Annotated in this window: 23 protein-coding genes; 17 read left to right on the top strand and 6 right to left on the bottom strand. The window is 34.5% G+C overall.

What is annotated here, in order from left to right:
• Positions 1–38 precede the first annotated feature (38 nt).
• The 3 genes from CRO00_RS08985 (at position 39) to CRO00_RS08975 (ending at position 2,387) form a co-directional block, all read left to right on the top strand.
• Complete coding sequence (locus tag CRO00_RS08985) at positions 39–476, top strand: LytTR family DNA-binding domain-containing protein (RefSeq protein WP_097073358.1); 438 nt, start codon at positions 39–41, stop codon at positions 474–476.
• 13 nt (positions 477–489) lie between these two features.
• Entirely contained in the window at positions 490–924 is a 435-nt protein-coding gene (locus CRO00_RS08980; protein ID WP_161946650.1) for a DUF3021 family protein, read from the top strand.
• Between the two features lie 149 nt (positions 925–1,073).
• The gene (locus tag CRO00_RS08975; RefSeq protein WP_097073356.1) at positions 1,074–2,387 is read left to right on the top strand and encodes an alpha/beta hydrolase family protein; all 1,314 of its coding nucleotides are present in this window, start codon (positions 1,074–1,076) and stop codon (positions 2,385–2,387) included.
• Between the two features lie 80 nt (positions 2,388–2,467).
• Here the strand turns inward: CRO00_RS08975 and CRO00_RS08970 are convergent, their stop codons facing one another.
• Positions 2,468–4,594 carry a DUF5050 domain-containing protein gene (locus CRO00_RS08970; RefSeq protein WP_141396953.1) on the bottom strand — a complete coding sequence of 709 codons (2,127 nt, stop codon included), beginning with the start codon at positions 4,592–4,594 and terminating at the stop codon, positions 2,468–2,470.
• A 282-nt stretch (positions 4,595–4,876) separates the two neighbouring features.
• On the opposite strand from CRO00_RS08970, the gene CRO00_RS08965 reads away from it, so the two are divergent.
• Positions 4,877–5,542, top strand: a complete 666-nt coding sequence (locus CRO00_RS08965; RefSeq protein WP_097073354.1) for a hypothetical protein — start codon at positions 4,877–4,879, stop codon at positions 5,540–5,542.
• Positions 5,508–6,059, top strand: a complete 552-nt coding sequence (locus tag CRO00_RS08960) for a hypothetical protein (RefSeq protein WP_097073353.1) — start codon at positions 5,508–5,510, stop codon at positions 6,057–6,059. The genes CRO00_RS08965 and CRO00_RS08960 overlap by 35 nt, the downstream gene beginning before the upstream one ends.
• Positions 6,060–6,098: 39 nt before the next feature.
• Here the strand turns inward: CRO00_RS08960 and CRO00_RS08955 are convergent, their stop codons facing one another.
• The gene (locus tag CRO00_RS08955) at positions 6,099–7,067 is read right to left on the bottom strand and encodes a DMT family transporter (RefSeq protein ID WP_097073352.1); all 969 of its coding nucleotides are present in this window, start codon (positions 7,065–7,067) and stop codon (positions 6,099–6,101) included.
• A gap of 144 nt (positions 7,068–7,211) precedes the next feature.
• Between CRO00_RS08955 and CRO00_RS08950 the strand changes: the two genes are divergently transcribed.
• Positions 7,212–8,081, top strand: a complete 870-nt coding sequence (locus CRO00_RS08950; protein WP_097073351.1) for a LysR family transcriptional regulator — start codon at positions 7,212–7,214, stop codon at positions 8,079–8,081.
• Positions 8,082–8,205: 124 nt separating this feature from the next.
• The gene (locus tag CRO00_RS20610; protein ID WP_141396951.1) at positions 8,206–8,400 is read left to right on the top strand and encodes a CPBP family intramembrane metalloprotease; all 195 of its coding nucleotides are present in this window, start codon (positions 8,206–8,208) and stop codon (positions 8,398–8,400) included.
• 74 nt (positions 8,401–8,474) lie between these two features.
• Here the strand turns inward: CRO00_RS20610 and CRO00_RS08945 are convergent, their stop codons facing one another.
• Entirely contained in the window at positions 8,475–9,125 is a 651-nt protein-coding gene (locus CRO00_RS08945; protein WP_097073350.1) for a response regulator, read from the bottom strand.
• A 3-nt stretch (positions 9,126–9,128) separates the two neighbouring features.
• Positions 9,129–10,313, bottom strand: a complete 1,185-nt coding sequence (locus CRO00_RS08940; RefSeq protein WP_097073349.1) for a sensor histidine kinase — start codon at positions 10,311–10,313, stop codon at positions 9,129–9,131.
• A gap of 149 nt (positions 10,314–10,462) precedes the next feature.
• Here CRO00_RS08940 and CRO00_RS08935 point away from each other — a divergent pair, with 149 nt between their 5' ends.
• The 4 genes from CRO00_RS08935 (at position 10,463) to CRO00_RS08920 (ending at position 13,842) form a co-directional block, all read left to right on the top strand.
• The gene (locus CRO00_RS08935; RefSeq protein ID WP_097073348.1) at positions 10,463–11,320 is read left to right on the top strand and encodes a CPBP family intramembrane glutamic endopeptidase; all 858 of its coding nucleotides are present in this window, start codon (positions 10,463–10,465) and stop codon (positions 11,318–11,320) included.
• Entirely contained in the window at positions 11,317–12,096 is a 780-nt protein-coding gene (locus tag CRO00_RS08930) for a DUF4097 family beta strand repeat-containing protein (protein ID WP_097073347.1), read from the top strand. The genes CRO00_RS08935 and CRO00_RS08930 overlap by 4 nt, the downstream gene beginning before the upstream one ends.
• Before the next feature lie 119 nt (positions 12,097–12,215).
• Positions 12,216–12,740, top strand: coding sequence for a sigma-70 family RNA polymerase sigma factor (locus tag CRO00_RS08925; RefSeq protein ID WP_097073346.1), 525 nt, complete (start codon positions 12,216–12,218; stop codon positions 12,738–12,740).
• Positions 12,727–13,842, top strand: a complete 1,116-nt coding sequence (locus CRO00_RS08920) for a hypothetical protein (protein WP_097073345.1) — start codon at positions 12,727–12,729, stop codon at positions 13,840–13,842. Before CRO00_RS08925 ends, CRO00_RS08920 begins: the two co-directional genes overlap by 14 nt.
• Before the next feature lie 48 nt (positions 13,843–13,890).
• Here the strand turns inward: CRO00_RS08920 and CRO00_RS08915 are convergent, their stop codons facing one another.
• Positions 13,891–14,850 carry a carbon-nitrogen hydrolase family protein gene (locus CRO00_RS08915; RefSeq protein ID WP_161946649.1) on the bottom strand — a complete coding sequence of 320 codons (960 nt, stop codon included), beginning with the start codon at positions 14,848–14,850 and terminating at the stop codon, positions 13,891–13,893.
• 160 nt (positions 14,851–15,010) lie between these two features.
• Between CRO00_RS08915 and CRO00_RS08910 the strand changes: the two genes are divergently transcribed.
• The 6 genes from CRO00_RS08910 to CRO00_RS08885 all read left to right on the top strand — a co-directional run bounded on the left by CRO00_RS08910 (position 15,011) and on the right by CRO00_RS08885 (position 20,790).
• Entirely contained in the window at positions 15,011–15,745 is a 735-nt protein-coding gene (locus CRO00_RS08910; protein ID WP_097073343.1) for a helix-turn-helix transcriptional regulator, read from the top strand.
• Between the two features lie 207 nt (positions 15,746–15,952).
• A complete protein-coding gene (locus tag CRO00_RS08905; RefSeq protein ID WP_097073342.1) occupies positions 15,953–16,663 on the top strand; it encodes an ABC transporter ATP-binding protein in 711 nt (236 codons plus the stop codon).
• Positions 16,660–17,421 carry an ABC transporter permease gene (locus tag CRO00_RS08900; RefSeq protein ID WP_097073341.1) on the top strand — a complete coding sequence of 254 codons (762 nt, stop codon included), beginning with the start codon at positions 16,660–16,662 and terminating at the stop codon, positions 17,419–17,421. The genes CRO00_RS08905 and CRO00_RS08900 overlap by 4 nt, the downstream gene beginning before the upstream one ends.
• A gap of 70 nt (positions 17,422–17,491) precedes the next feature.
• Complete coding sequence (locus CRO00_RS08895) at positions 17,492–18,073, top strand: PadR family transcriptional regulator (RefSeq protein ID WP_097073340.1); 582 nt, start codon at positions 17,492–17,494, stop codon at positions 18,071–18,073.
• Between the two features lie 489 nt (positions 18,074–18,562).
• Positions 18,563–19,237 carry a hypothetical protein gene (locus CRO00_RS08890; RefSeq protein WP_097073339.1) on the top strand — a complete coding sequence of 225 codons (675 nt, stop codon included), beginning with the start codon at positions 18,563–18,565 and terminating at the stop codon, positions 19,235–19,237.
• Positions 19,238–19,272: 35 nt separating this feature from the next.
• Positions 19,273–20,790, top strand: coding sequence for a glycine betaine uptake BCCT transporter (locus tag CRO00_RS08885; protein WP_097073338.1), 1,518 nt, complete (start codon positions 19,273–19,275; stop codon positions 20,788–20,790).
• A gap of 38 nt (positions 20,791–20,828) precedes the next feature.
• On the opposite strand, the gene CRO00_RS08880 is transcribed toward CRO00_RS08885, so the two are convergent.
• Entirely contained in the window at positions 20,829–21,926 is a 1,098-nt protein-coding gene (locus CRO00_RS08880) for a type II restriction endonuclease (RefSeq protein ID WP_097073337.1), read from the bottom strand.
• Positions 21,927–21,960: the final 34 nt, after the last annotated feature.

Raw genomic sequence — 21,960 nt, 5'->3', positions numbered from 1 at the left:
TAAAATACTATTAAAGCCATTAAAAAGTGAGGCAGCTTATGAAAGTTTCAATTGAAGTAATTAATAAAGATCAAGAAGAGGAAATTTGTATTCGGTGTCATGAAGTAAATAAGGAAATCCATCAAATTGCAAACCAACTGAAAATGAATCACTCTATTCTTGTCGGTCATGAGGATGATAAAATTCACCAAATTAAACTTCGCGATATTTACTATTTTGAGGCAGTAGAAGGGAAAGTTTTTATTTATTGCAAAGATAAAGTATATGAAGTGAAACACAAACTTTATGAGATTGAAGAAATGCACAGAGGAGAAAAGTTCTTTCGGGCATCAAAATCAACTATTATTAACATCACAAAAATCTCACATATTTCACCATCCTTTAGCGGTAGGTTTGAAGCAGTGCTAGATAACGGGGAACGTCTTATGATATCTCGGAAGTATGTACCAGATCTTAAAAAGATACTTGGTTTATAAGAGGAGGGGCACAATGCAATTATCCGAATTCATAAAAAAAGTAATTCAGCAATTCTTTATTATCTTTACACTTATAATTATCATCCTTACATTTTTAAGGCAACTATATTATCCAGAGTCAACTTTTGATTTGAAGTCCATTTATATCATTATGACCTTTTCATTCATTGCTTCTTTGTTAGGCTTTATACTGTATTCACCGCATAATTTAAGTGCAAAAAATACCCAAATTAGAATGGCCATCCACTTCTTAGCGTTAGAAGCATTATTAATAATTCTTGGTTCGGTGACAGGTATTGTAGATAGTGCATCAAGCAGACTAACCCTTGCGATACAAATTGCTGTAATTTATGGCCTTGTTCGTCTACTTTCCTGGCATCAGGATAAAAAAGTGTCAGATGAAATAAATGAAAAACTTAACTTATTAAAAAAAGGCTTAGAGGAATAGCCATAAATTTAGGGGTGTCTTATTGCTTTTGAGACACCTCTTTTGCATCTTACATAGCTGAAAATGCATCTTATTGATTTTTTATAGATTTTCTTTCCGCAATTTCTTATTCTCAAATTATAAGTTGAGATGAAGGGGAAAATAAAACTATGGGTATCGTACTGTTTTGTATTGCTTTAATTTTAGAAGTAGGTTTTGCTATTTACTGTATCGTAACTAGGCAACACCATAAAAGAGGTAAAAATTGGTCTAGAATTGCCGTATTAATCTTATTTTTAATCCTTGTACTTTCACCAGTAATCACTTGGAGTTTTCGTTGGGTAATGATTACGATTGTACTTGTACTATTAGCAGGGTTGGCAGCAATTTCGCTAGTTCGTAATAAAGCATATACAAAAGAAATTAAAAACTTTCGAATTATATTAAATGCAATTTTTATGATATGTATCTTCTTTTTGGCGCTTGTACCTGCAATCATTTTTCCGCAATATCAAATGCCAGAAATAACAGGTGAATATAAAGTAGCGACAAAGACGGTCACATATGTTGATGAAAGTCGTAAAGATGAGTTTGGAAATCCTAACAATAATCGAAGTGTTAATGTTGAGTTTTGGTATCCTCAAAAAGCTGATGACACTTATCCACTTTTAGTCTTTTCCCACGGAGCTAATGGTGTTAAAGCAAGTAATGCATCTACATTTAAAGAACTAGCAAGTCATGGCTATGTTGTTTGTTCCATCGACCACCCTTATCATTCTTTATTCACTGTTTCAGATAAAGGAGAAGTTACGACCATTAACACTGAATATATGAAGGAAGTTGTTGATGCGAACAAAGAGGGTATTTATACAAATGAAGAGGTCTTTGGGCTGATCCAAAAATGGATGAAACTGCGAACAGACGATATGAATTTTGTTATTGATACTATTCTTCAAAAGTCTAAAACTGACAATAACCTTGTTTATCAACTTATCAATCCAGAAAAAATCGGGATATTTGGGCACTCTATGGGCGGCTCAGCAAGTGTTTGGGTTGGAGGAGAACGAGAAGACGTAGATGCTGTTGTAAATTTAGATGCTCCATTTTTCAGTGAGCTTATCTTTAATTACCAACAAAATAATTTAGAGGCAAGCAACCAAACGTATACAACCCCTGTGCTAAATATCTACACTGACGATGTTTGGAATCAACTTGACAGTAATCCGACTTATGCTGCAAACAAAGCTGAGAATCGTAATTTTGTAGAATCCTATACAACTTATTTCCAAGGGGCAAAACACTTAAGCTTAACCGATTTATCAATGATTTCTCCGTTACTTTCCAATCTTCTGCAAGGTGGAAAAGCAGACATTAATCCAATTAAATGTCTTGAAAAAGAGAATCAACTGATACTACAGTTTTTTGACTATAAATTAAAAGATGGCACTGATATTAAATTAGAACAAACATATGTGCTGAAATAAAATTTCCTAGGAATTTTTCATAAAGAAAAGGCAACTTTTGATTTAGTTGAAATTAAAAGTTGCCCTTTTTCAATAGATTGTTATTTCGGCATTGTTGTAATAAGTTTTGGAGTTAATTGGAGCTTCCGTTGATTTATCATTTCCTCATTCATCGATTCGTCATAGTATCCATCATAAGTAAGATAGTCGTCAGATAGATTTCCCCATTTATAAATTTCCCCGTTTTTCGTTAAAGCTGTTACTTGGCCAGGGAATTCAATTGCAATATCCTCAACGTTGGAAATTCCTTTTATCTTCACTGGTGTTGGATTTGGAAGTGGAATATAGTATGTGTCGATTGTTAAAAATGCTGGGTCGTCATCACTACTCCATTTATACTTAATATTATTGTTAGCCATTTGACCATAATGATTCGCACCCCAAGCCCAAACATCGCCGTTTATATCAATTGCGAAATTAGTATCGCCCGGAGAAAGCTTCACAATTTTTGAAAGCCCTTTTAGCATAATTGGTTTTGTTGAACCAGCTTTTCCAAGTTGTCCAACTTCATTTTCTCCCCATGCCCAAACCGTTCCGTCCTTTTTTAAGGCTAACGCAAAAGTATCGTCCGTATAAATTTGTACAACATCTTTTAAGCCTGCAATTTTTGCTGGGTTTTGATATTGGTAGCTCTTCTTTCCATTACCAAGCTGACCATACTCGTTTTCTCCCCAAGCCCAAACTGTTCCGTCTTTTTTCAACGCTAAAGCATAACTATCTGAAGCGCTAATTTGGACGATATCCTTAAGACCAGGAATGAGTATTTCTTTTTCAGTAGTTCCACGTTGCACAGGATTAAAAACTAATCTTACAACATTACCGTTTTCTAATAATGCAAATGAATCAAATAATGAATTGCCCGTTATATCTTTCACTTTTTTCTTTATCCCAATTGCAGGCAAGAATTTTTCCTTCTTATTATCTGTATTCCCATCCCATTGCCAAACAGTACCGTCACTTCTTAAAACAACTAGATTATATCCTGTTGTTTCCGCAAACTGATGAACATTTGTTAAATTTCCATCTAGTTTCTTTAAAGTACCATTTTCTAATAAATAGATTCGCTTATTTTTTCCAAGCACAAATCGAGCTGTAGAATTAATTCCCTTACCAAAGCCTGGATACAATTGATTTCCGTATTTTGGTTGAATACTTATCTTTTCAATCTTTTGATTTGCAGTAGAATTTCCATTGGCTTTAACGTTTGTAACCTTTGAACCGTTAATTGTATAAATCTTCATTTGTTCTTTTAAGAGGGAAAATGAATAAATTCGATTATTTGCAATATAAAAGGAGTTGTAAATAGGTCCAATCTTTTGGTCACCAGTTCCATCTAGTTTTGTACGATATAATTCAAAAACCTCTTGTTTATCGCTCCAAATATTGTAATATATATAGCCCCCAGAAATTTCAATCGCATCTGCACTGTAAAATGAACGTTCTTTATGAGAAGTTAAAGCTTGTTTTTTACCTGTCTTCGAATTCACACGATAAACATTACTTGGAGTGTTATCATCTCGATAATAAATCCAATCACCAACGATATCGAAATAAATTCCCTCCATGTCTATGTTCGAATAAAGGTGCTTTTTACTGCCATCCAAATTTACTCTTGTTAATACAACATCCTTGTTTTTAACCATATTTACAAAGTATATATAGCCGTTTATTACTTCAAAGTTTGGATATTTCATGCAACTATCAAGCTGTTCTTGCTTCCCATTCACAATGTTTACTCGATACAGTATATAGTCACATTCAATATTGTTGGAATAAAATCTCTCGACATAAAAAATCCAACTGCCTGATAGCTTCATATCATAACTTTCATAATTTAAATTTGAGATTAATTCGTTATTTTGTCCATTCGTTTGTACCTTATATATCCCGTGCTCTTTAATATAGTAATTTTTGTAACTATAATAAATCCAATCATTCTTCACACCAATTATCTCAAGCTGCTGATCATCAACATCAACTGCGATTGGAAGGATAAGTTCCTTACCAGACCCATCTGATTTTTCTTTATATATCCCCGTTTTACTATCCCAATGGTTGACATAATAAACGTGTGTTTTATCTGCAACTAAGTTTCCTTCTGCTGATACTTGTATAGCAAATATCAGTAAGAAAAATAAACTGACAGAAAATAAATAGACTTTTTTCAAAAATTCATCCCCTTTGTTAATATCCAATTTAAGTAAAATATAGCATAATACCTAAATAGAGAGCTATGAATTTTTATACAATATTAAAAGCCGTTTTTCTTCGTATAGAAAAGCGGCTTTCTAATATAGTTTGGGGAAGGCTTAAATTATAGCCTAAACATTTGGATCTGGAATTGGTTTTTTTAATTAAAAATGTATTGACTACAGTGGATAATTACCTTACCATTTTGTTAACTCGGGTTAATTTATTTACCTAAGTAAATTTTATGGAGGGTTATTTGAATGTTAAATCGGTTGATTAACAAAGTAACAATTAAGATGTGGCTGTTATTTTTAATCCTGTCTCAGGCTATTTATTTGTTTATGCAAATCTATACGATTCCACGTATACGTCATGAAGCTGCAGGTCTTTTCATCTTTGATATGAAGCCTCTAGGTTATACTCATGAATATGCAACAACATTTCTTTCACACCTAACAGAAAAAGGCTATGAATTGTATACCTATGTCCAGTTGCCATTAGATTTGTTATTTCCTCTTCTTAATTGCTTAACTGGGTTATGTACCTTTATTTTATTAACCCGCCTTTCTCAAAATAGTAAATCAAAATACTCAATGATTGTTTTGTCCTTACCATTTATCGCTATGGTAGCTGATTACCTCGAAAATATAATGATTTTTATAATGCTTTCCTATAAATCTGCAGTACCCATACACATTGTATATATTTCAGATATTTTTACAATTTGTAAAAGCATATCTACTACTATTTTTTATATGATTATTATCTTTCTTTGTATAATATATGGTATTACTTGGATTAAAAATAGAAATAAGGAGCAACAAACTAATGGAAACATTCGGAGTAAGAGAGAAGAAGACAGCGCTTTTGAAAGTATCGATATTGGAAGAGATGCTCAATCAACTGAAAAGCAAAAATCTCAATGATATTGTGATAGAAGAATTGTGTACGAACATTAATACGACTAAAGTGACTTTCTTTAAATACTTTCATTACAAAGAGCAAGTTTTAGATTACTTTGTGATGAAGTGGCTTTATGATAGAAGTTTTGAAATTCATTGCAAACAATTTTATGGTGAAGATGGATTATTGCATTTATTTAAATCCATTTGTGACGATGCTACACCTGGAAAGAAAATTATGGTGTCACTCGTCAACTACTATAGTAAACTTACGGAAAAACCCGCTATTATTGAAGTTTCACCCTATGAATATTATCTGTTTAACCAAGAAGCATTTGAACAAAAGGTAAAGCCTCTTAACTTACAGGAAGTTTTTATTTACTATCTTTCCGGTATAAAATCAATTGATGCTTCCCAATATCACGAATTAGTATGTCAACTATTAGCTTTAATGTATGGTGTGCCAGTTCAAACTCATATTATGGAACTGGATGATATGTATCCCTTCTATGAAATGGGTATCAACAATTTAATTAAATAAGGGGCGAATACTCACCATATTCCCCCTCTAGAATAGCTATTAAGATATCCGCTCATGTAAAATCGTTTGGACACTCTGTTTTGAGTCTTTCTTTTGTAACATTCGTACAAAGATATTATTTGATAGAAGCGAAATAATAATTAAGATTGTACCAATAAGATCGAATACTGTTACAGAATTACCTTGGAAAATAGAAATTAGTAAAGTCGTAACAGGAACAAAGTTAATAAACAATAAGCCATTTAATGGTGTTAAGATGCTTACTCCAATATTCCATCCAAGTAGTGCAATAACCCCAGGGAAAATTATCATAAACAATAAATGCGGGCTTACTACTAGTATGTCATCTACTGTGGGAACATCTGTAAAACCAAATAGCGTTGTTCCTACTGTTATTACAATTGCTGTAATCGTTCCTAGCAAACAACTTAACGTGGAATAACGTAAAGCTGACCAATCATTAAATTCACTTCCCCCCATTGTATAAATTACCCATCCAATCACTGCAATGAAGATAAGCATAGAAGGAATAAAGTGTTCTGTTGCCCCAAGAAATCCTTGAATATCGCCTTTTGTAATAACTAATACCGCACCGACAAATGAAACTAAAACACATCCTAATGTAAAAGAGTGTGGGCGGTTTTTAAAAATCATCCAAACAATCACAATAGATATCATCGGCATGAGCGATTCCATAATCGATGCTACCATTACTCCTGAGTGACCTAATAAATCTTCCCCCCAGAAAATAAATAAATTATAGATTGTAAAGGCCATTGTGCCAAAAAACCATAATTGTAGACCTTTTCCTTCAAAACGAAAAGCACTCTTGCCCTCTTTCCATAATAAAATTGCAACTAGAATTATAGAAACCGATCCATATCGTATGATTGTAAAATAGAAAGGATCCATATATTCAAAAGCCGCGTGTGCTACAGGAAACATTGCCCCCCATGAAACTGCAGCAATAAAACATAAAACAGCCCCTAATAAGACACTATTTTTCAATGCTCTTCTACCCCTTTCACCAATTTGTCATATTCAACATATTATCTTCATTTCTATATCACGTAAAATGAATAAAAAGGATGTTTACTATCATTTTTTTTGATATCATAAAGTTAATATGTTTTTTAGGATGGGGTGAGCAACATGGAACTTAAAGATTTGGAAATATTTCAAATGGTTGCAGATAAGGGGACCATCTCAGAAGTGGCAAAAGCGTTAAATTATGTTCAATCGAATATTACATCGAGAATTCAAAAGCTTGAAACAGAGCTTAACACTCCATTGTTTAATAGGCATCGTCGGGGGATGACGTTGACACCTGAGGGGAAAAAGCTATTAACTTATAGCAAAAAAATTCTTTTATTAACAGATGAAATGAAAAAAGCTGTTCAAAGCAATGAAGAACCCTCTGGAAAATTAGAAATTGGCACTGTCGAAACAGTCTATCACTTACCCGAAATATTATCTTCCTATATGAAAAAATATAAAAATGTGGATCTATCGTTATTCACTGGGGTTACAGAACTATTACAAGAGGAAGTACTAAATCATAAGCTGGATGGGGCATTTGTTACAGAGTCTGATTTTCATCCTGATATTGTAACGCATGAAGTGTTTCACGAGGAGCTTGTACTAATTTCTGATATGAGAGATTATTCGCAGGAAGAGTTAAAACACGAACCATTCCTTTGTTTCAGTGAAGGCTGTGGATACCGCGCACGCCTTGAATTATGGTATAAAGACAATAACATTAAACCTCAAAAAGTGATGGAATTCGGTACATTAGAAACGATTCTACGTAGTGTTTCAATGGGGCTAGGTGTTTCCTTTGTTCCAAGGTCTTCTGTTGCTCATATGGAACAAAGTGGGCTTATCAAATGCCATACACTACCTGATGAATATAGTAAAATTAAAACTGTTTTTATAAGAAAAGCCGATACCTATTTAACGTCAACCATTGAAAAATTCATAGAAACGATTGAAGCGAATAAATCTACTAGTTACTCGTTCTAAAATCATACATCGACCTTAAAGACAGCCTCTATCATCATGTAATGAGTAGGGCTGTCTTCTTTTGTGTCGGGAATTAAACGTAAGCCGTTTTATTTGCACTTGCCCACTTACCTGAATCTATCAGATGAAAAATCCTGTGACAAAAACAATACTTTTCTATTCTTCCAGCATGAATCTATTGGTCGGTTTAATTTGTGGCTGGTTGTATTGGCAAAATGGACTTTTAGCAGCAATTATGTGTCATATGTTATTTCATTTGATCTGGTATATGTTTGAAAGATTTGAGTTTAAATTTTATGAGTCTAAATACTCGAACTAGTGCCTTGCTATTGCCACTTGAACAATAAAAAACAGTTTCTATTCTGTTTAGAAACTGTTTTTATTCAAATACCATTACTTCACAATATCCTCATCCTTTGCCTTTTGGGCAGCCTGGAAACGATCTTTAACATCGAGCTTATGATAAATACTTGATATATAGTTTTTTACAGTACCTTCAGATAAAAAAAGTTTTTCTGAGATTTGTTTATTGCTTAACCCATTGGCAAGGCATTGAAGGATTTGCTCTTCTCGCTCAGTTAGCCCGTATTTAGGTTTAGATGCCTTGTCCACAGCTCTTGAAGTATGAACTTGTTCTACCAATGCTTTTGCTAAATCTTGTGATAACAGGGTTCCATTATTTTGGATATGTTTGATTCCTGAAATCAAATCTTTCGGGTGAATTGCCTTTAACAAGTAACCTTCTGCCCCAATTGACAAAGCTTCCACAACTTGTTCCACTTCTTGGAATGTCGTTAAAATCATAATTTTGATTTCGGGCCAGTTTTGTTTAATAACCTTCGTTGCCTCAATTCCATTCAACACAGGCATTTTAATATCCATCAGCACCATAGTTGGTTGTAATTCTTCACAAAGGTCAATTGCTTCTTGTCCATTTGCAGCTAAACCAACTACATCTATGTCCTCATCTGTATTTAAAACAAATGCTAAGCTTTCACGAATTAATTCTTGATCATCTACAAGAAGTAGCCTTATTTTCTTCATACGTTATCTCCTTATCGGGAGGGTACAAATTACGGTAACTCCCTCCATCTCCTTACTTTCAATCAACAACTTTCCATTTAGTTCTTCTAGTCGATTTTTCATTGAGGATAGTCCAAAACCAAGACTTTGGGGATCCATACTTTTCCCATTGTTAAAAACTTGTAGATTGATGCTATCTTCTAGATATTGAACACACACTTTTATATATAGAGCCTCACCATGACGCTTTGCATTAGTCATACATTCTTGTAAGCAGCGGACAAATGTTAGTTTTACGTGGGAAGCTAACACTGGTTCGTCACCTATCGTCTCAAAGTAAAATTCCGTATTTGTATGAGCTCCAAATTCGTTAACCAATTTTTGAAGCAACTCTGTTAGCGGTACATCCTCTTCAATAGGTGCAATTTGATGAATAGTTCTTCTTACTTCTTCTAATCCTGTTCTAGCTACTTCTGCTAAACGATTAATCTTCTCTGCAGCTAGGTTCGGATTCATTTTTATCATATAAGAAATGGCATCAAGTCCCACTGTAACGGAGGTGAAATGATGACCAATTGAATCATGCAGATCTCTCGCCATACGATTTCTTTCTTCTAACAAAGCTAGTTTTTCTACTTCTGCTGCATATTGCTCTAATGCTTTATTTTGCTGCTTGATAAGTTCATATTGCTTTATATTCTCAGATAATAGATGTTTGTAACGCTTTTGTGATTTTGTAATGAGATTAAAGCCTAAACCTATTCCAAAGAACAGAAGAACATCAATATATTGCATGAAGAAACTAAACTGGTTATCAATTGTCCAATAACGATTAGCAGGCAGAAGAAAGACGAAAAATGGAATTGTCCACAGTGCCGTTTTTCTAGTTAGTAAGTAACCACTCATTAGAATTGGCATAAGAATAATTGAGGTACTTAAATTAATACCTAATATGATATTTACATAGATTGAAAACCCGCCAGAAAGGAAAAGTTCTGTTAGTAAATATAGACTTGGATTGCGATATCCCGGACGCCAAAAAACTAACGGAAGGATGAATCCAAGCGACACGAAGAGGGCAAAATCAAGGTAAGACAGCTCCCCTAATCTTTCGTTATACACATAATAGTAGATTAAACCTGTACCATACCAACTGCACCTTAAGGAGAAGATTAACCAATCAATCCACATCCAGCGTTTATTGTCCACATTAACACCACACCTCGTCTAATTTCCTACTTATATATTACTAAATGGTGGAAATACAGTATAGATATTGTCATACAAAATCATGACTCCACTCACTGCGGTCATATGACTTTTTTTCTATATGATGTTTGTAGAAGGAGTTGATAGTTTTGAAGAAAAACTTGCGTGGACCGTTACGAATATTTGCCTCTATCCTTTTAACAAATATTCTTATTGCAATTTTGACAGGATTATTAATTTGGTTTGATCTATTTGATGCTTTACAAACAAACTTTTTGTTGTTTCATACGATGGCTTTCACTTTAGGCTTGTTGAATACGATTTTAATATTTTGGTTTATTAAAACAGTTGATAAAAAGAGTCCTAAGATGCTAGGTTTTCACCTTAGAAAAAAAGATATTCTATTTTCAACTGTTGCCATTATCATCACGTTTATCACTGTTTGGGTATTCATTTTAGCTTTAGCTCACATCGGAATTGTTAAAGCTCAATTTCAGTTTGACCTTGTGTTTACAGGGGGCTTTTACAAATTATTAGGCATTGCAATTGTGGGATACTTTTTCGCAGCTTTAAAAGAAGAAGTGTTAGCTCGCGGTTATTTTATGTTGAATTTAAAAAGTTTCAGCATTCCTAGTATGATTCTCATCTCAGCTATTCTTTTTATGGCCTTACATTTTATCATGGGCGACTTTGACCCATTTAAAGCAGCAAGTTGGCTAAAAGGAGGACTTGTTTACGCTTATATTTATGTTAAAAGTGGTTCACTCACTACTGCAACTATTGTTCATGCAGCACATAACCTTGTAAATGACCTTTTTATTCACGGGGCAGATGGAGCATTAGTTCTCTTAAATACAAAGGTGGCAACGTCGGATAAACTAGTTTACGAATTCATACTAGGGGTTTTATTGTTAGGCTTAACCTATTTATTTTACGGAAAAAATGGCCTATTTACGCCAGCTGATAATCTCAAACTATTATGGAATAAAGGGAGAACATATAAATGAAAATACTCGGATCAATCGTTCTTTTTCTAGCAATTATTGTTATTTCAGGTGTAGGATTTATTTATTTTTCAGAAGGTGCAACTGCCTTTTCTACAAAATTAACGGAAATACAAGATAACTATGTTACTGAAAAAGAAGTAAATTCTATTGTTATAAAATCTAGCTCTACTGACATAGAAATTCTTCCACATTCACACTCTAATATTTCTGTGGAATTCGAAGGTACAGTTAGTGAAAAGTTAAAAGATGCCTTTGAATTAAAAATCTCTGAGAAGAATGGAAATTTACAAGTAGAGGTAGAGCGAAAAAAACAATCTTCCTTTACGGTATTTGCCATAAATAAAGGCACCTTATTAACAATCCGTGTACCTGAAAAAGCTTTTGAGGACATAAACGTTGAATCAACATCAGGTGACATCCATTTAAGTGATTTATCAGCTACTAACATTGCCTTAAAAGCTACTTCAGGCGATATTATCGGTAAGAATTTAATAGGAGAAAAAGCATTAAAGTTTGAAACAACTAGCGGGGATATTCATTCGGCTAGAAATAAAGCAACTGATATGTTGTTTAATGCTACAAGTGGAGACGTTTCATTAGATATGGGCGATATTACTTACACATTAGACTTTGAAGGAACATCCGGAGAAGGAAACGTGAAAGTATCCCAATTTCAATATAAAGAAAAGTCCAAAAACCGTATTTCTGGAGCAACAGGAGAAGGGGAACTATCCTTAAAGGTACGAACAACTTCAGGTGACTTTAGTTTAAAATAGGAAGATTGAAAGCAAGGGAGGAAATGATCTCTTGCTTTTTATATTTAAATCAATTAATTTGAACAATTTTCAAAAGATACAACGTCTAAGCTTTACAATACAAAAAGGAGGTGGTTGTGTTGGAACTTGAAGAAATTATCGAAAAACATGGTGAGTATTTATATCACCTAAGTTTCTTATACGTTAAAGACCGGCAACTTGCAGAAGAGGTTACCCAAGATACTTTAATGAAATATATAGTTCATCGTACGAATTTTCGTGGAGATTCTTCAATAAAAACATATTTAACCCGAATTTTAATAAATTGTTGTCATGACAAACTCCGAAAAAGAAAACGAAAAACAATATTGAATCAAATATTGTTTTTTAGAAAAAGCGAACCTTCTATCGAAAAAATGTATGTACAAAAAGAAGTGTACGAGACATTGAAAGATAGTGTTCTTGCTTTACCCTTGCATTACAGGGAGGTTATTATTCTGTTTTATTACGAAGAGTTTGAAGTAAACGAAATTGCAAATCTATTAGATGTATCGCCAAATACTATTCGAACAAGGTTGCGTCGTGCACGTGAACTATTAAAAACAAATGATTCCTTAGAAGATATGTATGATGCATTGGGAGGGGAGTTTTATGAAGGAATTTAAGGACAAATTAAAAGAAGAATTACGAAATGAAGTACCTTTTACTGCTGATGTAAAGGGGCGTTTAATGCAAGTTAATCCAAAAAGACAACGAACAAATTGGCAGGTGCACACTATTACTGTATCGGCTTGCGTTTTACTCATCTTTTTGTTCATCACCCAACTATCGCCAAAATCCGAACAAGCTTTATCTAGTGAAGTGGAGCCTCTCTCAATTATAACAGCGGATTCTTCTAAAATTATCAATCCAGAATATGCGTTTCTATTAGGGAACCAATGGATGCTCAGAGGACTACCGATGATTATCGAAGAAAATGTGCCATTAAACTATGGAGATTATGTTGCTTATTACACGGTAAATGGAATTGCTGTTTCGACAGTACTAGGGCTTGCCGGTGATCAAGTACATATGGAACAAGGGCAGATCTCAGTGAATAGCAAAATTTTAAAAGTCCATGGATTAGGAGAGAAGATTGATAAGAATAATCAAGATGACCCGCTTCAGAATCCATATTTTTTCCATAATATTAGTAAAGTAATGGATAATTTTATAAATAAAGAGTTATTGGCTAAAAAGAGTGAACTTGTTATTTACGATAATCAAAGTGGACATACAATTACAACGATTACCGATGCTCAAGTGATAGGTAAAGTGGTAGGTGTTCAAAACTTCAAACCAACATTTAGTTTAAATAAAGATGAAAAGGTATTATACGATGCATTTAAAGAAAGCTTGAACATTGAATTATTCAAAGATGTATCTCCTCTTTCTATCGCTAAGATTTATATCATGGCAGAAATGGAGCTTGAATATGAAATGTCCTGTGCATTATTTACTACTGTGGAAGACCCTTCTACAAAACAAATTAGACAGTACAATAAGAAAGCACAGAAAATACGTGAAGCTTATTTCACAAGAGAAATTCAATATTTAATTAGTGCCTATGTATTTGCAGGTTTAGAAAAAGGTACGTTTAGAGAAATAAACGCTACAAGTGGTGAGATTACGTACATTTCCACAATCGATGGAAGCGAAACATCATTCAATATGAGGAAAAATGAAGATGGAATATGGCAGCCAGCATTCTCACGGGCATTGTATTAAAAAAAGAAGAAGGTGCTTTTTATAAGATGCCTTCTTCTATAAAGCCATTTAAACACTATAAGTTTTTTGTTGCGTTTGAGGCGAGTACTTTCGAATATCTGCAGGTGTTTTTGCATTTGGTGTTTCGAAGGTTTGGTAAATTGGCGCATTCTCAATACCAACTTGATAACATTCATCCACTTGTTTACCCGCTTCTTTAAATTCCTTCAACATTTTGAGGAAACCAAACATGCCCAGTGATCCGTACTCTCTAACTCGACGAACTTCATCAAGGTTGAGATACACAATTGTAAAGGACTCTGAATCTCCTAACTCCTCGATGATTCTACCTTCTGGGTCAACTGCTACAGAGTGTCCCATACCAATTGGGTTTGGATGATTTATACTTACAACAAAACATTGATTTTCTACAGCACGGGTAATAGCGATAGGAAGATTATTTCGTTGTCCTCCAATCCAATCTCCTTGTAATGTAGGTTTAATGATGACCTCTGCACCTTTTAGAGCAAGATTACGAGCTGCTTCAGGATAATGTCCATCCGCGCAAATCATAAACCCGACTTTCCCGATATTCGGAATTTCATACACTGGGAATTCATTTCCTGGGATAGACGGTTCTAAAGGATATGGAATAAATACTTTTCGATATTTCATCACAATTTCACCTTCTGGGGAGATTAGAATCGCCGTATTATATGCTTCTCCTTCCGTCTCAGCTTTTTCAAATAATGAACCCGGTGCTATCCACTTTTTATGTTGGATTGCTTTTTGACAAAGTTTATCCGTTAATGCACCAGGAATAGTTTCTGACATCTGGTACCAGTTTTCAGGATCTAACCCCGGTAAATATAACTCCGGAAAGGCAATTAAGTCCACCGCAGGATTCATATTAGCGATTGTATCAATATAATACTCCATTTTTTCGAAGTTCTCTTGCTTTCTTTGTTCAAATTCGGGGTGATTACTTGGAGAGGCAATTTGAACTAATGCCATATTTAAATAACTCATACTTTCACTACCTTTCATTCGTTATAAGACTATTATTGCTAGATGAAAGATTGTTTTCAATTACACTTAAATATAATTTTCGGAATAGTCTTGAAATAGAAGTTAAGAGTGATTATAGTCAAATTACAGTAATAATTCTAGAGGTGATTAGGTGGTAGCATTGAATAACGGGGACTATGAAAAAGTCATTAATTTTATGGATGAAATGACTCAACCAATTATTGATTTTCGTTCACATGTATTAAAAACCTTTGAAAAGTTATTCGGTTTTCATCAATCAAACTTTTGGCTAATCGATGATCATTCAAATCTAGTAAATCCCATTCGCCTAAACATAGACCAATCAACTATGAATGATTATTTAGAGGGTTGTTTCCAATGGGATTACCACATGCCAAAACAAATTTTTCACAAACTACCCAAACAGCGTGTATTAAGGATAGAAGATATTATCCCAGTAGAACGGTATGAACATGAAGCCTATTATAATGAATTTATGAGAAGGCATGGATTTTATCATCAAATGGTTGCTTACATCATTAATGGGGGGAAATTACTAGGAGGAGTGTGTTTTGTTAAACCGAAATCGGATAAGCCTTTCTCCTTAAATGATGTAAAAAGTTTGGAAATTATTACAAGATATTTATCTGAATGTATGATTACTTTTGAGGAAAAACAACAAGATCAAATCACATGTATTTCTGAAAAAGAGCGTGAAGTGATTGAACTAGTCCAAAGGGGGTTTTCCAACAAAGAAATCGCACAAACACTTTTTATTAGTATTCATACCGTGAAAAAACACCTTCAAAACATTTATCAAAAACTTAACGTCCCCAATCGAACAAGCTTATGCTACAAACTACAAGGAAGCAAAAATAATCTAATTCTCCAGTAAGCAAACACTAAATCAATCCTAGTCGTATAGCACTTTCCTTATTAACTGGGAATGGTGCTTTTTAATTTTTTTAAATTTTGTGTTTACATTTGGAAATTAAATGTATATATTGTTAATATAAAGTTAATTACTCAACGTTGAGTATTATTTTTTTACACCTGTAGTCAACATTGAGTATTCAATAATAATTAAAGTGGAGGGGTACAAATGTCAACTACCTTATTGAAAGCACAGGGCCTTGTGAAACACTATGGTTCTAGAACCGTGGTGAAAGGGATTTCTATGAGTGTTTTTGAAAATGAAATTCTTGCCATCATCGGACCTAATGGAGCTGGTAAATCGACAATGATTGAAATGGTTCTTGGATTAAAAAAGCAAGATGCAGGCGAAGTAAACTATTGGAATAAAGAATTTCGCAAATCTGTAGGAGTTCAATTACAATCAACTCCATTTTTCCCTGGATTAACGGCATTTGAAAATTTACAACTATTTGCAGCCTTTTATAAAAAGAAACTTTCCAAACAAGAAGGTATCGAACTGCTCACTTTATGTGGGTTAGGTGATGTTATGAAAACAGAAGGATCAAAACTATCCGGTGGGCAGCAGAAACGACTCGCAATTGCAGTAGCATTAGTTCATAACCCAAAAGTTGTTTTCTTAGATGAACCAACTGCTGCACTAGATCCAGTATCTAGACGGGAAATTCATCAACTAGTCAAGAATTTACACAATAGAGGCGCATCCGTTGTTTTTACTTCTCATGATATGGAGGAAGTCAGCAAGCTTTCTCACAGAGTGATGATGATTGATCAAGGGACTATAATTGCAGAAGGATCGGCCATCGAATTATGTGAATTGCACAACGTAAAAACTTTAGAAGAGTTATATATTAAATTAACTATTGGAGGTCTTGAATGATGACAACTATTTTTAAAACTATGTTGGTAACATCTCTGAGGGATAAAATTACGATGTTTTATTCGGTAATTTTTCCAATCGCCTTGTTAATTGGTTTAGGTTATTATTTCGACAACGAAGACTATTCACCTCGACTTGTCACAGGGGTCATTGCATTAAGTTCATTGTTTTGGGGAGTATCAGGTATAGCTTTTCAAGTTCACTGGCAACGTAGCCGAGGCGTATATAAGCTGTTAAAATTAACTCCATACCCAACGATTAGTTTTATTTTTCTTATGACGGCTGCCCGAACACTTTTAGGAATAATGATTAACTTGCTTGTGTTGACAGCTGGCGTTCTAATGTTTGATGTGACAATCTCTATTATCTCTTTATTAGGATCCATTGGAATCATGTTTATAGGGATTTTATGCTTCACTTGCCTAGGCTTTTTAATATCTAATTTTGCCAATAATGAAGGTCAAATTAATATGATATCAAATCTGTTCTTCTTCCCTATGATTTTTGGGACAGATACTTTCTATTCATTAGAAAAAGCACCAGAATGGGTTTCCACTATGGGTGACTTGTTCCCACTTGGTTATTACGTGAAGGGGTTAAGGGCTGTATTAGAAATTTCAAATGAGTCACCATTAGAAATGATTATCATCCTAGTGATTTATTCTGTTGCACTGCTAGTATTAGCAGCATTTACCTTCAAGTGGGAATCAAACGGACAGCTACAAGTGAAAAAGTATAAGCACCGTACTGTTGTCTGATAAAGGCGGAAATGGTATATTATTTTTAGCATAATAGTCAAAGTTGATTAAATAAATTTGAGGTGTTATCATGGTACGTCTAATGGTGCTCGGAATGCTAAGAATCAAACCACTTTCCGGCTATGAAATTCAGCAAATCTTGCAAACAAATCAATCCGATATTTGGGCAGGAATTCTCCCAGGGTCCATTTATCACGCGTTGAAAAAAATGAATAAGGAAGGCTTAGTTGAGGTCGATGCTGTCGAACAAACGGGTCACCGCATTAAAGCAATTTATAAAATTACGGAAAAAGGGCAAAAGGAATTTTACCAACTAGTAAAAGAAGGTTTACGTGAGAAATCTGTTGGGTTACCTGTCACTTTTTATACTGCGATGTCTTTTATGCATGAGCTATCACTAGAAGAGAAGCTTGCAGGACTTGACGAACAGCTTACACTTTTAGAAAAGGAATTGGCAATCCTTCAATCAGGACAAAAAGCGAAAGAACAGCATATTACGCTTGATCCAATCGCCAAACTTCAATTTGAAAACATGTTTAACCAATATCAGCTTCAAATCGACTTTATCAATAAAATGATTAGTCAATTGAAAACCCAGGAAAATACCCAAACTAAATTAACCGAGGAAGACTTACAAAAGTATTTCGATTAACATTTGGTGGTAGGCATTAGGTGTGAGCATTCGCAATGTGATGTGTGATGCCCACACCCTTTTTTTGTGCACTTATTATTCCATTTAACATGCAGTATTACACACAATGTGCATTAACTATCGTTGAACGATTGAAAACAACGGTTCTTAGCACATTGCTCTTCCTATACCTGAAGCTCACCAGTAACATCCGCAATTTGAGTTATCATTTTTAAAAAACCCCTTTCATTTTTTTGAGTACGAACGTTCTAATTTGCCAAGATGAAATTACTTCTCCTTTTGAATTCTACCTATAAAAATCGTTACGATGGATTCGCCGCGAGTTCTTGACCTTCCTTTTATAACAAATTTTATTAATTATAGTTAAAAAATATATTCCCTTTAAATTTCATGGTTTTCAAAAAAAGAGGCATGCTAAAAGAAATTTGGTGCCTTTAATTAGCAGTTTTATAAATATTACTCCACCTATGATTGAAGGGAGATTTAGCAGTGAAACTTTATCAAGTACGAAAAGGGCAATTTGTTTACTATAACAACGAATTACACAAAGTATACGGCGTAAAACCAATGTATAAACTCTCGATCCATCTAATAAAACTAAGGGATTTATCGCAACATATCACCAGTGCAGCAAGTATAGAAAAATATATACCAAAAGAAAACGACAGCTTTATTTTTGATCATAAAGTATATACACTTCGGCAAAATCAACGCCCATCTGCTGGAGACTTTATTTTAATTAATAACCCTGCCCCAGATACATTAGATCATTATTCATTAAATGAAATTGAAGTGGTTGAAACTGTTGATAATAAAGGAGTCGTAACAAGTGATTTGGATGGCATCCGGCATAGTGAATATTTATTAATGGCTCCTGGACGTGCTCCTGACAGCCATCCTATTGATTATAAAGATATGGCTGGTATCGATGAAAATTATGATGACGCCGGACCACAAATTATTCATCCATACGCCGAGCTATCAACACAGATAGGAGACATTTATAAAAAGAAGGATAATGATATGTTAATTGAAGCTATGGTCATTGCGATTAAGGGGCATACGATTTATTTAGGTGGCGGTTATGAAGTGCCGCATGATGAGTTGATGAATACGGATCAATGGGAATTTCAATACAATCCCTTTAACAATGGACAAAGCTAAACTAATAAGTATTCTTCAAGCAGCAGGAGGTTCCCATGAATAAGGTTAAAGAAAATAGTGTTTTTTTTGTCTCTCTATTGTTGACCCTCATTTTTATTTTTTGGGGAGTATTTTTCACTGAAAATCTAACCAAAGTTACCAATGCCGTTTATAATGGCTCTATTGATTATCTTGGTTGGGTTTATCTCGGTACAACCCTGTTCTTTGTGTTTTTTTCTATTTATTTATTGTTCTCCAGGTATGGAAATATCCGCCTTGGTAGGAGAAACGACAAACCCGATTTTTCAACCGCTTCTTGGCTCGCGATGTTGTTTGGTGCAGGTATGGGTGTTGGTATTGTGTACTGGAGCGTTGCCGAACCAGTCACACACTTTACAACTCCACCATATGGAGAAGGGTATACGGTTGAAGCAGCGAATACTGCAATGAAATTTACATTCTTCCATTGGGGTTTGCATCCCTGGGCCATCTACACGGTCATTGGATTAGCCCTCGCCTTTTTCCAATATAATAAACGACTTCCTGCAGCAATTAGCTCAGCGTTCCATCCTATCTTAGGCGATAAGATTCATGGCCCGATTGGTAAAACAATCGATATTTTATCTATCTTTGCCACAGTGTTTGGTATTGCAACTTCTTTAGGACTTGGGGCAATGCAAGTGACTGCAGGTATGCATGACATATTTGACATGCCGAATACGCTATTTGTCCAACTGCTTGTCATTTTAGTTGCTACAATCCTTTTTCTCATTTCCATTAATACCGGTTTGGAAAGAGGGATCAAGTTCTTATCGAACGCAGCCATCATCTGTTCCGTTGCCATCATGTTACTTGTACTAATGGTCGGCCCAGCTTTAACGGTTATTAAAGTATTCTTTAATACAACTGGACTTTATTTAAGTGATTTTTTACAAATGAGTTTACGGTTTACCCCATTTGGCGAAGGAGAGCAATGGATCGCTTCATGGACTTTGTTTTACTGGGCTTGGTGGATTGCTTGGGCACCCTTCGTAGGTATGTTTATTGCGCGAGTTTCAAGGGGTAGAACAATTAAAGAATTTGTCATTGGTGTATTAATCGTTCCAACACTCGGTACCTGTCTTTGGATGTCCGTATTTGGCGGTACCGCTCTTGACCTTGTTCAAGGGGACCATAGTTTAGCCAAACTTATCACCCAGGACGAATCATTATCCATTTTTATATTTTTTGATCATTTACCATTGAGTACACTGTTAAGCATTTTAGGTTTCGCTGTAGTTGCCATTTATTATATAACTGTTGCCGATACTGCAACCTTTGTTTTGGGGATGCTCAGTGAAGGAGGGACCTTAAATCCTTCCAACAAAATAAAAATGACATGGGGAGTTATCCAATCTGCTTTAGCTGCTGTCTTGCTACTCGCAGGAGGTTTGGACGTATTACAAACTGCTTCCATCGCAGCCGCGCTTCCGTTTGCCATTATCATGCTCGTCATGAGTTATTCCTTATTAACAGGCTTGAAAAATGAGACCGTCATGCAAAAAGGAAATAAGAGAAACACACAACAAAATTAACGTGAAAAACCTTCCTGACATCTGGAAGGTTTTTACTATTATAAACATTTCACTTTTGCATATTGGATAAATTGCTCTACTGTCCAAAGTCGGTCTTGATATTCTTTGGGATAATAACGATGGAGAGGTTTAGGAACGACTAAAGTTAAATTTTCTTCATTCATTTCGTCCATTTGGTTCTTTGATATACCTTGCTGCAATGTGAGTAGGTGCTTATGGGGAATTCGATTTGCCTCATTTAAAACTTGTCTCCATCGATCTTTACATGTTGTTTTTGCCCCGAGCATAATCAACTTATTTTCTGGGTAATGATTATTTTGATATTCTTTTGTTGATGGAAATAAAAAGTCAGGTTTCTTATTCCCTTCCGTTCGTCCCGGGTTTTCAAAAGGAAGGTTTGCTGATGCAAAGATGTAATTCAAGTGATTTTCAAGGCTCTTCCCTGCACGGCTTTTTCTTCTATTCAAAGCCATATTTGCAAATTCAATTAAGGACTCTATATCCCTAAAAGGTTTTGATAATTGGTCCTTATATATTCTTTCTTCCAACATTCTAAAAACAGTATATTCTGTTTCCACCCATTTCAGTAAGTTTTTATCAGGGGTCATTTTTTTCCTATAAATACTTCTAGCTAACTTAGACATTTCAGTAGTTGTCGGAAAGTTCCCCATCCCCTCAATTACTTGACCAATGATATCTTCTAATGTTTGCTCTACTGCAATTTCTTGTCCTTTTTCTTTACGATAAATGGCAAAATTATTTAGCAGAGATAATGAAAATGTATCAATAAACTCTTCCATTTCATCATCTGTATTAAATAAATAAACGTTATAATCTTGTGGAGAAACAGGTATAAACACAAGTAATGTCCCAACTGCTTCACTTTTTTCGAATGGTGTATTTGTCCAAAATTGAGTTATTCGGAATTCCTTTTTGGAAGAATAGTAAACAATCCTACTTTCAAATGGTTTCCAATCGTTTATATGGATTTTTACCTGTTTATCTAGAATTCCTGTTGGAGGGATTGGTTCATCAAAAAACAGGTTCCAAGCCTTTTTATTTAAATAAATCCCTTCCTGATGTGCTCCATTGATTCCAACATCATTTGCTGAAATAAATACAAAAAAAGCGACCATTTTGATTGGCCGCCTCAATTGCACTTACTAGTAT

Origin of the sequence: Ureibacillus xyleni, from assembly GCF_900217795.1 — a bacterium.
GTDB classification, from domain to species: Bacteria; Bacillota; Bacilli; order Bacillales_A; family Planococcaceae; genus Ureibacillus; species Ureibacillus xyleni.
Note: the sequence above shows the minus strand (reverse complement) of the source record. Positions and strands in the feature narration are given on the sequence as shown.

Excerpts from the sequence above, each read along its gene's own strand:
- CRO00_RS08930 (WP_097073347.1), top strand. The coding sequence starts at position 11,317 with ATGAAAATACTCGGATCAATCGTTCTTTTTCTAGCAATTATTGTTATT.
- CRO00_RS08975 (WP_097073356.1), top strand. The coding sequence starts at position 1,074 with ATGGGTATCGTACTGTTTTGTATTGCTTTAATTTTAGAAGTAGGTTTT.
- CRO00_RS08945 (WP_097073350.1), bottom strand. The coding sequence starts at position 9,125 with ATGAAGAAAATAAGGCTACTTCTTGTAGATGATCAAGAATTAATTCGT.
- CRO00_RS08960 (WP_097073353.1), top strand. The coding sequence starts at position 5,508 with ATGCTCAATCAACTGAAAAGCAAAAATCTCAATGATATTGTGATAGAA.
- CRO00_RS08965 (WP_097073354.1), top strand. The coding sequence starts at position 4,877 with ATGTTAAATCGGTTGATTAACAAAGTAACAATTAAGATGTGGCTGTTA.
- CRO00_RS08885 (WP_097073338.1), top strand. The coding sequence starts at position 19,273 with ATGAATAAGGTTAAAGAAAATAGTGTTTTTTTTGTCTCTCTATTGTTG.
- CRO00_RS08895 (WP_097073340.1), top strand. The coding sequence starts at position 17,492 with ATGGTACGTCTAATGGTGCTCGGAATGCTAAGAATCAAACCACTTTCC.
- CRO00_RS08905 (WP_097073342.1), top strand. The coding sequence starts at position 15,953 with ATGTCAACTACCTTATTGAAAGCACAGGGCCTTGTGAAACACTATGGT.
- CRO00_RS08880 (WP_097073337.1), bottom strand. The coding sequence starts at position 21,926 with ATGGTCGCTTTTTTTGTATTTATTTCAGCAAATGATGTTGGAATCAAT.
- CRO00_RS08980 (WP_161946650.1), top strand. The coding sequence starts at position 490 with ATGCAATTATCCGAATTCATAAAAAAAGTAATTCAGCAATTCTTTATT.
- CRO00_RS08985 (WP_097073358.1), top strand. The coding sequence starts at position 39 with ATGAAAGTTTCAATTGAAGTAATTAATAAAGATCAAGAAGAGGAAATT.
- CRO00_RS08950 (WP_097073351.1), top strand. The coding sequence starts at position 7,212 with ATGGAACTTAAAGATTTGGAAATATTTCAAATGGTTGCAGATAAGGGG.
- CRO00_RS08920 (WP_097073345.1), top strand. The coding sequence starts at position 12,727 with ATGAAGGAATTTAAGGACAAATTAAAAGAAGAATTACGAAATGAAGTA.
- CRO00_RS20610 (WP_141396951.1), top strand. The coding sequence starts at position 8,206 with ATGAAAAATCCTGTGACAAAAACAATACTTTTCTATTCTTCCAGCATG.
- CRO00_RS08900 (WP_097073341.1), top strand. The coding sequence starts at position 16,660 with ATGATGACAACTATTTTTAAAACTATGTTGGTAACATCTCTGAGGGAT.
- CRO00_RS08915 (WP_161946649.1), bottom strand. The coding sequence starts at position 14,850 with ATGAGTTATTTAAATATGGCATTAGTTCAAATTGCCTCTCCAAGTAAT.